9 protein-coding genes are annotated in these 10,537 nt (G+C 73.8%); 2 read left to right on the top strand and 7 right to left on the bottom strand.

Going from position 1 to position 10,537, the window contains the following annotated elements; translation table 11 throughout:
- The first annotated feature begins 77 nt into the window (after window positions 1–77).
- The gene (locus ACFU5F_RS41065; RefSeq protein WP_383898632.1) at window positions 78–1,943 is read left to right on the top strand and encodes a BTAD domain-containing putative transcriptional regulator; all 1,866 of its coding nucleotides are present in this window, start codon (window positions 78–80) and stop codon (window positions 1,941–1,943) included.
- Between the two features lie 239 nt (window positions 1,944–2,182).
- On the opposite strand, the gene ACFU5F_RS41070 is transcribed toward ACFU5F_RS41065, so the two are convergent.
- The 3 genes from ACFU5F_RS41070 to fabI are packed head-to-tail and all read right to left on the bottom strand — an operon-like array spanning window position 2,183 to window position 4,496.
- Window positions 2,183–3,016: a 4'-phosphopantetheinyl transferase family protein gene (locus ACFU5F_RS41070; RefSeq protein ID WP_383898634.1), complete on the bottom strand. Its 834-nt coding sequence runs from the start codon at window positions 3,014–3,016 to the stop codon at window positions 2,183–2,185.
- A complete protein-coding gene (locus tag ACFU5F_RS41075; RefSeq protein ID WP_383898636.1) occupies window positions 3,013–3,690 on the bottom strand; it encodes a hypothetical protein in 678 nt (225 codons plus the stop codon). The genes ACFU5F_RS41070 and ACFU5F_RS41075 overlap by 4 nt, the downstream gene beginning before the upstream one ends.
- Window positions 3,687–4,496: an enoyl-ACP reductase FabI gene (gene fabI / locus ACFU5F_RS41080; RefSeq protein ID WP_383898638.1), complete on the bottom strand. Its 810-nt coding sequence runs from the start codon at window positions 4,494–4,496 to the stop codon at window positions 3,687–3,689. Before fabI ends, ACFU5F_RS41075 begins: the two co-directional genes overlap by 4 nt.
- A 221-nt stretch (window positions 4,497–4,717) precedes the next feature.
- On the opposite strand from fabI, the gene ACFU5F_RS41085 reads away from it, so the two are divergent.
- Entirely contained in the window at window positions 4,718–4,933 is a 216-nt protein-coding gene (locus ACFU5F_RS41085; RefSeq protein ID WP_383898639.1) for a hypothetical protein, read from the top strand.
- 57 nt (window positions 4,934–4,990) lie between these two features.
- On the opposite strand, the gene ACFU5F_RS41090 is transcribed toward ACFU5F_RS41085, so the two are convergent.
- From ACFU5F_RS41090 to ACFU5F_RS41105, 4 genes are all read right to left on the bottom strand, one after another.
- On the bottom strand, window positions 4,991–5,776 hold the full coding sequence (locus ACFU5F_RS41090) for a thioesterase II family protein (protein WP_383898641.1): 786 nt from the start codon (window positions 5,774–5,776) through the stop codon (window positions 4,991–4,993).
- The gene (locus ACFU5F_RS41095) at window positions 5,776–5,994 is read right to left on the bottom strand and encodes an MbtH family protein (protein ID WP_383898643.1); all 219 of its coding nucleotides are present in this window, start codon (window positions 5,992–5,994) and stop codon (window positions 5,776–5,778) included. The genes ACFU5F_RS41090 and ACFU5F_RS41095 overlap by 1 nt, the downstream gene beginning before the upstream one ends.
- Window positions 5,995–6,046: 52 nt before the next feature.
- A complete protein-coding gene (locus ACFU5F_RS41100) occupies window positions 6,047–10,168 on the bottom strand; it encodes an amino acid adenylation domain-containing protein (RefSeq protein ID WP_383898645.1) in 4,122 nt (1,373 codons plus the stop codon).
- A gap of 2 nt (window positions 10,169–10,170) precedes the next feature.
- A partial coding sequence (locus ACFU5F_RS41105; protein WP_383898647.1) for a hypothetical protein occupies window positions 10,171–10,537 on the bottom strand: 367 nt, incomplete at its 5' end.

Here is a 10,537-nt window from a genome sequence, read left to right on the forward strand (position 1 = left end):
CGACAGCGGTTCGACACGACCCGTCGTTAGCGTCCTGGCACGGCTTGAAAACGACGCTTGACGTTAACGGGGGAGTCATGGAGTTCCGCATCCTCGGACCGGTCGAGGCCCGCCGCGACGGGGTGGTCCTGCCGCTCGCGGGGGCCAAGATCCACACGGTGCTGGCCGCTCTGCTGCTCGCCAAGGGGCGGGTGGTCTCGGACAGCCGGCTCAGCGAGTTCCTGTGGGGGTGGTCTCCACCGACGACGATGAACGCGCAGATCTACACGTACATCTCGCGGCTGCGCAAACAGCTCGGCGACGGCGCGAACATCGCCCGCTGCCAGCCGGGGTACTCCCTGGACGCGGGGACCTCGTGGATCGACAGCGTCGAGTACGACCGGCTGGACCGACTGGGCCGCGACGCCCTGGAGGGGCGGCACTTCGACAAGGCGAGCACCCTGCTGACGGCGGCTCTGGAACTGTGGCGCGGCACGCCGTTCGCCAGCACGACCGAGTACCTGTGCGAGGCGGAGGCCCCGCAGTGGGAGGAGGCGTGGGCGACGACTCTGGTCTGTCGCATCGAGGCCGACCTCGCACGGGGCCGGCACGGCGAGCTGGTGCCCGAACTGACCCGGCTGGTCGCCGAGCACCCCCTCAACGAACGGCTGCGCGCCCAGCTGATGACGGCCCTGTACCGGTCCTCCCGGCAGGGCGACGCGCTCGCGGTGTACCGGCAGGGCCGCGCGGTACTGCGTGAGGAACTGGGCATCGACCCCGGCCCGGTCCTGCGGGAGGTGCACCGGCAGGTGCTGGACGGCGGGGAGCTCGGAGAGAGCCCAGTGACGGGCGCGCGCGGCCCGGCCGGCGCGTACGGGGTGCCCGGGGCGCGGGGGACCGGTGGGCCCGCCCCGGCGCCCGCGATGCTGCCGCCCGACGTCACCCACTTCACCGGGCGTGCGCTGCCCCTCGCCGAGGTGGTCTACGAACTGCGCGGCACGGGGCAGGCCCGGCACACCGGCCGGCAGCACCGGGTGGTGATCACGGGGATGCCGGGGGCGGGGAAGTCCGCGCTCGCGGTACGGGCCGCGCACCTGTTGCGCGAGCAGTTCTCCGACGGGCAGCTGTACGCGGACCTGGGCCTGCCGGACGGGTCCCGGCGCGACCCGCACGACGTGCTCCGGGACTTCCTGCGCGCCCTGGGGGTGCCCGCGCACGCGGTGCCGGGGTCCGAGGCGGAGCGGGTGCAGCTCTACCGAGGGCTGCTCACCGACCGGCGGGTACTGGTCGTCCTCGACGACGTGGCGGACGCCGCGCAGGCGGCTCCCCTGCTGCCGGCGGGCACCCGCTCCCAGGCCATCCTCACCGGCCGCACGCACGCCGTGGTGGACGGGGCGTCCCGGCTGATCCGGCTCCACCCACTGGGCACGGACGAGGCGCTGGCTCTGCTGGCGTCGGGGGCGGGACCGTCGGGAGCCGAACGGGTCGCGGCGGAGCCCGCGGCGGCCGCTTCCCTGGTGGAGCTGTGCGACCGCTCGCCGTTGGCGCTGCGCGTCTGCGCGCTGCGTCTCGCGGAGGAGCCGAGGGCGCGGCTGGCGGCGCTGCTGTCCCGGCTGCTGCCCGCCGAACGGCGGCTGGACGAACTGCGGCACGGCGCACTGGACGTCCGGGCGAGCCTGCGGGCCTGCTACGTGCCGCTGCCGGGGAAGTCGCGCGCCGCGCTACGGGCGCTGACGCTGATCCGGGGGAACGAGTTCTCGGCGGCGGGGGCGGCCGGGGTGCTGCGGTGCGGCGAACGGGAGGCGGAGGCGGCGCTGGAGGCACTGGCGGATGCGCGGCTGATCGAGGTGACCGGCGTCGGGGTGGACCAGCGGCTGGTGTACCGGCTGCCGTCGCTGGTGCGCCTGTTCACGCGGGAGCAGAAGGCGACGGTACGGGAGGGGGGCCGGGTGCCGCAGGGGTGACGCGGCCACCGCGCGCGGAGAGGCCCCCGGGCGCACCCGGGTGGCCGGGATTTCGGCGGGCAGGACCTCGGTGGTCGGGAGTTCGGGGGGCGCACCCGGGTGGCCGGGCCTTCGGTGGGCAGGGCTCCGGTGGTCGGGAACTTCGGTGGGCAGGGCTCCGGTGGGCAGGGCTCCGGTGGGCAGGGCTCCGGTGGTCGGGACTGCGGCGGACACGACCCCGGCGGTCGGGAGTCCGGCCGTCAGGACTCCGGGTGGACGACGAGGCGGCCCGGCGGGAGCGAGGTCTCGGGGTGGGCGACGGCCGCCGTCCAGGGGCCGTCCAGGGGCACGTCCCGGACCTGCCACCACGTCGACCGCCGTCCCCGGACGCGGAGTTCGACCCGGACCGGTGCCGACTCCTCCGGATACACCTCCAGCCGGGTCAGCTCCGCAGCCATGAGCCCGGTCCCGGCCGCCTTCACCACCGCCTCCTTCCGCGTCCAGCACCGGAAGTGCCGCAGGGCGCGCACCGGCCCCTCCGGGACACCCAGCACATGGGCCCGCTCGCGTTCGGTGAGGACCACCTCCGCCAGACCCTCCGCGTCGACCGACCGCACCGCCTCCACGTCGATGCCGACGCTCGTCCCCGCGCACACCGCGAGTACCCCGCACCCCTCGGTGCGCGCCAGGCTCAGCCCCGGCGGGTCGGACAGCGCGGGACGCAGCAGGAGCGGGGGGCCGTGCCGCCGCGAACCGCAGCCGGAGCAGGGGGCGTTGCCGAGGGACACCTCGGCGGGGGAGGTGCCGAGCAGCCCGCCGAGGGCGCGCCGGGCGCCCGCCCGGGTGCGGGCGAGGGCCGCCGCGTCCCGGGGGTGACGGCAGCGGTGGACACGGGCGCGCTCGTCCTCGTCGAGCAGAAGGAGGTCGGCGGGGTCGGGGGTGCCGGGGGTGCGCCACGTCCACACATGGACGTCCGCGGCGCGGCGCGGCCCGCCGTACCCGGGGCGGTCGGTTCCACCGGTGGCTCCTCCGTCGTCTTCGCCGGTGTGCCCGCCGGTGGTCGTGACGGCGGTGCCGGCCACAGTCGTGATCACTGCTTCCCCTTGGTGCTCGAGTGCGGCGCCGGCCGGTGCGTCGGCAGGTCGAACGTGCCGCCCGGGATTCCTTCCCCCGTTGCCCCCTGCCTCGCAGGCGGGAAGTACCGGTACCGCAGCGGCCCCGCGACCAGCCAGAGCACCGTGACGATCCCGAACTGCGCGACCAGGTTCCACAGCCCCGACGCCTTGGCCCCGGGCGCCGCGAGGGCCCACATCAGCAGCGTCAGCGTCGCGGCGACCGCGCAGGAGGTGACGCAGCGAAGCCACAACCTCCATTCGTGGCGCACCCGTTCGGGTCCGGCCACCGGCGGCTTCGCGGGGGCCGGGGCCCCGGCGACCCGATGGGCGAACCAGGCGTCGGCCCGGCGGACGATCTCGGGTCCGAAGCCGACCGAGACCCCGAGGTACACGGCGGCCAGCCCGTGCGTCGCCCCGGCCTCCCCGCCGGACCGCAGATGGACCACGGAGAAGGCGACGAGGGCCAGGTCGGTGAGCGGCACGCACACCAGCAGCGCCCCGCCGAGACGGCGGGCCCGCAGGGCGTACCGGGCGAGGAGGCCCAGGACGAGGAAGGCCCAGAACGCGATCTCGCAGGTGAGGATCGCCCCGATCACCAGCCCGTCCCCGCCGAGGGCCTGGGTGAGCGCCCCCGCCGCCCGGTCCGCCGTCATGCGGGCACCCCTGCCTCCGGGCGTGCCGTGCCGGGCCGGTCGCCGACCGCGTGCGCCCCGCCGTCGACGTGCACGATCTCCCCGGTGGTCGCCGGGAACCAGTCGGAGAGCAGGGCGACGCAGGCCCGCGCCACCGGGGCGAAGTGCTCGGCGTCCCAGCCGAGGGGCGCTCTGCGGCCCCAGTCGTCCGCCTCGTCGAAGCCCTCGCCCGAACCGATGTTGACCGCCGCGGTGGTGCGCAGCGGCCCCGCGGCCACCAGGTTGACGCGGACGCCGTGCGCGCCGAGGTAGGAGGCGAGGTAGCGGGCGCAGGACTCCAGGCCGGCCTTGGCCACGCCCATCCAGTCGTACTCGGCCCAGGCGCGCGAGGAGTCGAAGTCGAGGCCGACGACGCTGGAGCGTTCGCCGAGCAGCGGCAGCACGGCGCGGGTGAGGGACTGCAGGGAGTACGTCGAGACGTGGACGGCGCGGGCCACGTCCTCCCACTCCGTGGTCATGAAGTTGCCGCCGAGCGCGGTCGCCGGGGCGCCGGCGACCGAGTGCAGCACCCCGTCCACGCGGTCGGTGTGCTCGCTCAACCTCGCTGCGAGGGTGCCGAGTTGGATACGATCGGTGACGTCGAGTTCGAGCACCGGCGGGGGTTCGGGGAGTCTGCGCGCGACCCGCTCCACCAGGCTCATGCGGCCGTAGCCGGTGAGGAGGACCCTGGCCCCCTGCTCCTGGGCGAGGCGGGCGGTGTGGAAGGCGATGGAGTTCTGGGTCAGGACTCCGGTCACCAGAATCGTCTTCCCCTTGAGCAGGTCCATTTTCTCTCTCCCGAATCCATGAGGGATGAATAACGTTTCCACAGCCGAACTGCGACCGTTCTACGAAGGATCTCCGAGGAATCTATAGGGGATCTATATTCGGTCGCCATCAACGAAGAGGGTGCCCGGGGGAGCCGGGACGCCATTATGATGCCTGCAAGGACTTTAGACCAACAACGGCCCGCGGGGGAATACCCGGCAGGCGGGAACGAGGGGAAGCAGTGCTTCTGATTCTTGAGATCGCCGGTGTGATCCTGCTCCTCCAGGGGGTGGCCCCGCTCGTGCAGAGAATGAGCGGGACCGACCCCGAGGAGAGTTTCTTCATCGTGAATTCCTTTCCGGACCACCAGGGGCTGGCGAGTGCGCTGCTCACCGCCGCCGGTGTCCTGTTGCTCGTTCTTGCCTTCCGCGTCCGGCGCAGCCGCAGGAGCGGCTGAGCGGGCGGCGGGGCCGGGCCGGTGAAAGGCCCGGTGCCCCGCCGGCCCCGCGCCGCGTCAGCGCAGTGCCCGTGCCACCAGGTCAACGAGCGTGGCCAGCACGGGCCGTTCGTTTTCCTGGAGGTAGAAGTGGCCGCCGTCGAAAACGTGCTCCGTGCAGTGCGCCGTGGTGAGCGCGGACCAGGCGGCGGCCCCCTCGGCGGTGACCTTGGCGTCGTCGCGGCCGCGCAGGGCGGCGATCGGTGTGTCCACCGGTCGGGGCTGCTCGGGGCGGTACTCGTCCACCAGCCGGTAGTCGGCTCTGATCATCGGGAGCAGCAGCTCCCGCAGTTCGGGGTCGTCCAGGGCGGCGGCCCCGGCACCGGAGAAGCCCCGGATCTCGGCCACGATCTCCTCGTCGGTGCGGGGCCGGCGGGGGGCGACCGCGCCCCCGCCCTGCGGTGCGGCGCGCCCCGACACCAGCAGCAGCCGGGGCCTCGATCCCTCCGCCTCGCACCGGCGGGTGACCTCGTAGGCCACGGATGCGCCCATGCTGTGCCCGAAGAGGATCACGTCCCTGCTGAACAGGGGGCGGATCGCCTCGGTGACCGCGTCCGCCAGTTCGTCCATCCGCGTCAGGGGCGCCTCGGAGAAGCGGTCCTCGCGGCCGGGGTACTGAACCGCGTGGAAGTCGACCTCCGCCGGAAGCCGGTCCGCCCAGCTCCGGTAGAAACCGGCGGAGCCGCCGGCGTGCGGCAGGCACAGCAGGGTGACCGCGGCCCCGGGGCGGGGGCGCCAGTTGCGCGTCCACCGGGCCCCGGGCCCCGCCTGGGCCGTCGTGCCCGCGCCGCCGACGGCCCCCATCAGGCGTGCGCCCCGGCCATCTCGCGGACCAGGCTCGCGGGCCGCAGGTCCGTCCACTCGCGCTCCACGTAGGCCACGGCGTCCGCGCGGTTGCCGGGGCCGAAGACCTGGTTCCAGCCGGCCGGGACCTCGGCGAAGGCCGGCCACAGCGAGTGCTGGTTCTCGGCGTTGACCAGGACGTAGAAGGCGGCGTCGTTGTCCTCGAAGGGGTTCACCATTGTCTTTTCCTTTTCTCTGGATGTGCTCTGATATTTCCGGAACGGTTTGAGGTTAGTCAAAGGAATTCATTTCCGCAATGGCTTTCCCGACTTCTGTGAGAATATCCGGACGGGCTATTTCCTCGTGCTTCGCGGCGAGTTCGTGAATCACGATCTCGCCGCTCACGTGGGACGCCCAGCGCGACACGTCGCGTCGTTCGGCGTCCATGGTCCAGTCGGCGGCCCGGAAGAACACCAGGTCGCCCTCGTACCGTCGATGGCGGTAATTCAGCATTGCTCGGGTGTTGCGGAGATAGGTCTCCAGGACGGCGGACGCCAAGGCGTCGTCCACCTTTCCCAGCGCCCCCTCGCCGAGTTCCTCCCGTACGAGTTCCCGGGCCCGCGCGCGGGCGTCGGGGGCCGTCGGGTCGGGCAGCGCGTCCCCGAAGGCTTCGGCGAAGACGGCCTCCCGGCTCACCGGTTCACCGCCGTCGCCGTCCGTCCGTGCCGGATAGGAGTCCAGGACGACGAGCTGTTCGACCGTTTCCCCGCGTTCCTGGAGGAGTACGGCGACCTCGTGGGCGAGATGCCCGCCGGCGGACCAGCCGAGGAGCCGGTAGGGGCCGTGCGGCCGGAGCGCCGTGATGCGCTCGGCGTAGCGCGCGGCCAGGGCGTCCAGCGGCTCGTCCGGGGCCTCGCCCCCGCCGTCCGGCCCGGTCGCCCCGGCTCCGGGTCCCGGTCCCGCTCCCCCTCCGGCTCCGGCTCCCCCTCCGGCTCCGGCTTCGGCTCCGGCTTCGGCTTCGGCTTCGGCTTCGGTGAGGCTGGGCGACTGGAGGCCGTACACCGGCTGCCTGGGGTCGAGCCCGCCCAGCAGCCCCGCGTAGCACCAGCTCAGACCGGAGCCGGGAGGCAGGCAGAACAGGGGCGGCAGGTCGCCGCCGGTCCTCAGCTCCAGGACGGGCTCCAGGCCGCCGGCCCCCAGATCCCGGCCCGCCAGCAGCGCGCCCAGGGCGGCCGGGGTGGGAGCGGCGAACACCTGCCGCACTCCGAGGTCGACGCCGAGCGCGGCCCGCACCCGGGTGACGAGGCGAGTCGCGGTCAGGGAGTGGCCGCCCAGGTCGAAGAAGCTGTCGTCCACGCCCACGTCGGTCAGGCCGAGGATGTCCGCGAAGGCGGCGCACAGAGCCTGCTCGGTGGCGGTGCGGGCCGCCCGCCCGCCGGTCTGCGCACCGAAGTCGGGCGCGGGCAGGGCCCGCCGGTCGAGCTTCCCGTTGGCGGTGAGCGGTAGTTCGCCGAGCAGGACGAACGCGGACGGCACCATGTACGCCGGCAGCGCGGCCCCGGCCCGCTGCCGGAGCGCGTCCGGCGCGGGCGGGTCCCCGGGGTCGGCGGGGACGACATACGCGATCAGGTGCTCTCCCCCCGACCCCGCCGGGCCGCCGGTGACGACGACCCGGGCGTGGGCGACGCCGGGAGCCGAGGTCAGGACCGTCTCGATCTCACCGAGTTCGATGCGCAGCCCGCGTACCTTCACCTGGTCGTCGGTGCGGCCGAGGTACTCGAGCGCGCCGTCCTCGCGCCGGCGCACCAGGTCACCGGTGCGGTACATGCGCGCCCCCGCCAGCCCGGCGGCGTCGCCGTGGTCCGCAGCGAACGGGTCGGCGATGAAGCGTTCCGCGGTGAGCGCCGCGCGGCCGAGGTAGCCGCGCGCCAACTGCGCCCCCGCCAGGTGGAGTTCCCCGACCACGCCAGGAGGGACCGGGCGCAGGGCGTCGTCCAGGACGTACAGCCGGGTGTTCCAGACGGGGTGGCCGATCGGCACCGGCCCCTCGCCCGGCACGCAGTCCCAGTGTGTGACGTCCACCGACGCCTCGGTGGGCCCGTACAGGTTGTGCACCGGCGCGCCGGTCACCCGGGCCGCCAGGTCGGCGGTCCCCTCAGGCAGCGCCTCCCCGCTGCACAGGATGCGGCGCAGCACGCCCCGGGTGCGGAATGCGGCCCGGTCCTGGAGGAAAGCGTCCAGCATGGACGGCACGAAATGGACGGTGGTGACCCCCTGCGTGGCCATGGTCTGAGCCAGATAGGCGGGGTCGCGGTGGCCGCCCGGCCGGGCGACGACGAGCCCGGAGCCGGTGAGCAGCGGCCAGAAGAACTCCCACACCGAGACGTCGAAGCCGTACGGGGTCTTCTGGAGCACCCGGTCCTCGGGGCCGAGCCCGTAGCGGTCCTGCATCCACAACAGCCGGTTGACGATCCCCCGGTGGGGCACGCCCACACCCTTGGGCGCGCCCGTGGAGCCCGAGGTGAAGATGACGTACGCGAGGTTCCCGGGGCGCAGAGGGCCGGTGCGGTCCGCGTCGTCGAGCGGGTGGTGGGGGAGAGCGGCGAGGTGGGCGGCGGTGGCCGGGTCGTCCAGGACCACCGGCTCCACCCCGCAGGCGGCCGCACCCGCGCCCACCGCGGGACGCCCGCCGACGATCCGCCCGTCGGTGACCAGGCACACGGGGCCGGCCGTGCGCAGCATGGACTCGACCCGGTCGGCGGGCAGTTCGGGGTCCACGGGCAGATAGGCGGAGCCCGCCTTCAGCACGGCGAGAAGGGTCACCACGAGGGCCCAGCCCCGCTCCAGGGCGACGGCCACCGGCCGGTCGGGACCCGCACCCCGGGCGACGAGGAGGCGGGCGAGCCGGTTGGCGTCGGCGTGCAGAGCGGCGTACGTGGTCCGCTCCCAGGCGTCCGGCGCATCCTCCGGCCCGTGGTGCACGAGCGCGGTGGCCTCGGGCGTGCGCAGCGCCTGCGCCTCCAGGAGCGCGGTGAGCGTGGTGTCGGGGACGGAGTGCGCGGTGTCGTTCCAGGCGGTGAGCGCCTGGTGCCGGTCCTCGTCGTCCAGCAGATCCAGGTCCCGCACGGCCGTCAGCGGGTCGGCGACGACAGCGGCCAGCACCCTGAGCAGTCGGTCGCCGAGACGGCCGGCGGCGGCCGGGCCGATCAGGTCGGGGCGGTGGTCGAGCCGGAAGCGGAGCTGTTCGCCGGGCAGCCCGAGCAGGGTGATCGCGTAGTGGGTGGCGTCCCGGGCGTCCATGTCGGTGATCTCGACACCGCCCGCGAGCTGCGGAGCGCCCTCCGCGTCGACGGGGTAGTTCTCGAAGACGGTGGTGGTGTCGAAGAGTTCCTGGTGCCCGGACTGGAGCTGGATCTCCGCGAGCTGCACGAACTGGTGGGCGGTGAGCTTGGACTGCCGGTCCTGGAGGGCGGTGAACAGGTCCGCCAAGGTGTCCTCGTGCTGCCAGTTCACGCGCACCGGGAGGGTGTTGATGAGGAGGCCGACCATGGTTTCGACGCCGGGGAGCTCGGGGGGTCGGCCGGAGACGGTGCCGCCGAAGACGACGTCGGTGCGGCCGAGGAGGCGGCCGAGGACGAGGCCCCAGGCGCCCTGGACGAGGGTGTTGAGGGTCCAGCCGCGGCTGCGGGCGAGCGTGGTCAGCTCCCCGGTCTCCTCGCGGCTCAGCCGGAGGTGAAGGGTCTCCGGCACCGCGGAGGCCCCTGAGACGCGCCGGCCCGCGCCGAGCAGGGTCGGTTCGCTGAGCCCGTCGAGTTCCCGGGCCCAGGCGTCCAGGGCGGCGGGCCGGTCCTGCCGGGCCACCCAGGCCAGGTACTCGCGGAACGGGGCGGCCCGGCGCATCCCCGCTGGGTCGCCGCCCCGCTCGTACAGCTCGAACAGGTCGTCCAGGAGGACGGGTACCGACCAGCCGTCGACCAGGATGTGGTGCAGGGTGATCAGCAGGCGGTGGGTGCCGCCGGGCAGTCGGGCGAGCACGAAACGCAGCAGCACGTCCTCGTCCAGGGCGAACCGGCGTGCCCGCTCCGCGTCCCGCAGCGCGTCGAATTCCCGGGCCGCCCCGCTGCCCCGGCCGGTGAGGTCGACCTCCCGCCACGGGAGCCCGACCTCCCGGCGGACGACCTGCACCGGCTGGTCCATGCCTTCGTGGACGAAGAGGACCCGCAGGTTGGGGTGGCGGGCGAGCAGGGCCTCGGCGGCGGTGCGCAGGCGGGCCGTGTCGAGGGGGCCGGTCATGTCGACGGCGAGCTGCACGGTGTAGAGGTCCGGGCCCTCGTCGTCGTAGAGGGCGTGGAACAGCAGCCCCGCCTGCAACGACGAGAGAGGCAGGACGTCCTCGATCTGGCTCTGGGTCATCGCTACTTCCTCAGCTTCGCTTCGAGCAGGTCGATGTGGTTTTGGGTGAGGGGGATGAGGGTGAGGTCGGAGGGGGTGAGGCCGCCGGCGTCGGGGTTTTCGGTGTGGGTGGCGAGGGCGGTGAGGGCTTGGTGCCAGAGGTGGGTGAGGTGGGTGATGTGGGTGTGGGTGAAGAGGGCGGCGGGCCAGGAGAGGGTGGCGTGGAGGCGGGGGCCGGTGGGGGTGTCCTGGGTGGTGGCGTTGATTTCGAGGGCGTGGGCGAAGGGCAGTTCGGCTTCGCCGATGCTGTTGCCTGTGTCGGTGTGTGTGACGGAGGTCCAGTGTTGGGCGGTGCCGTCGCGGGTGTCGGTGGTGAAGCGGCCGAGGTAG

The sequence above is a fragment of the Streptomyces sp. NPDC057438 genome (genome assembly GCF_042802995.1).
Classification (GTDB): domain Bacteria; phylum Actinomycetota; class Actinomycetes; order Streptomycetales; family Streptomycetaceae; genus Streptomyces.

Bases quoted from the DNA above. Each gene is read 5' to 3' on its own strand.
- ACFU5F_RS41075 (WP_383898636.1), bottom strand. From the start codon at position 3,690: ATGACGGCGGACCGGGCGGCGGGGGCGCTCACCCAGGCCCTCGGCGGG.
- ACFU5F_RS41095 (WP_383898643.1), bottom strand. From the start codon at position 5,994: ATGGTGAACCCCTTCGAGGACAACGACGCCGCCTTCTACGTCCTGGTC.
- ACFU5F_RS41090 (WP_383898641.1), bottom strand. From the start codon at position 5,776: ATGGGGGCCGTCGGCGGCGCGGGCACGACGGCCCAGGCGGGGCCCGGG.
- ACFU5F_RS41065 (WP_383898632.1), top strand. From the start codon at position 78: ATGGAGTTCCGCATCCTCGGACCGGTCGAGGCCCGCCGCGACGGGGTG.
- fabI (WP_383898638.1), bottom strand. From the start codon at position 4,496: ATGGACCTGCTCAAGGGGAAGACGATTCTGGTGACCGGAGTCCTGACC.
- ACFU5F_RS41100 (WP_383898645.1), bottom strand. From the start codon at position 10,168: ATGACCCAGAGCCAGATCGAGGACGTCCTGCCTCTCTCGTCGTTGCAG.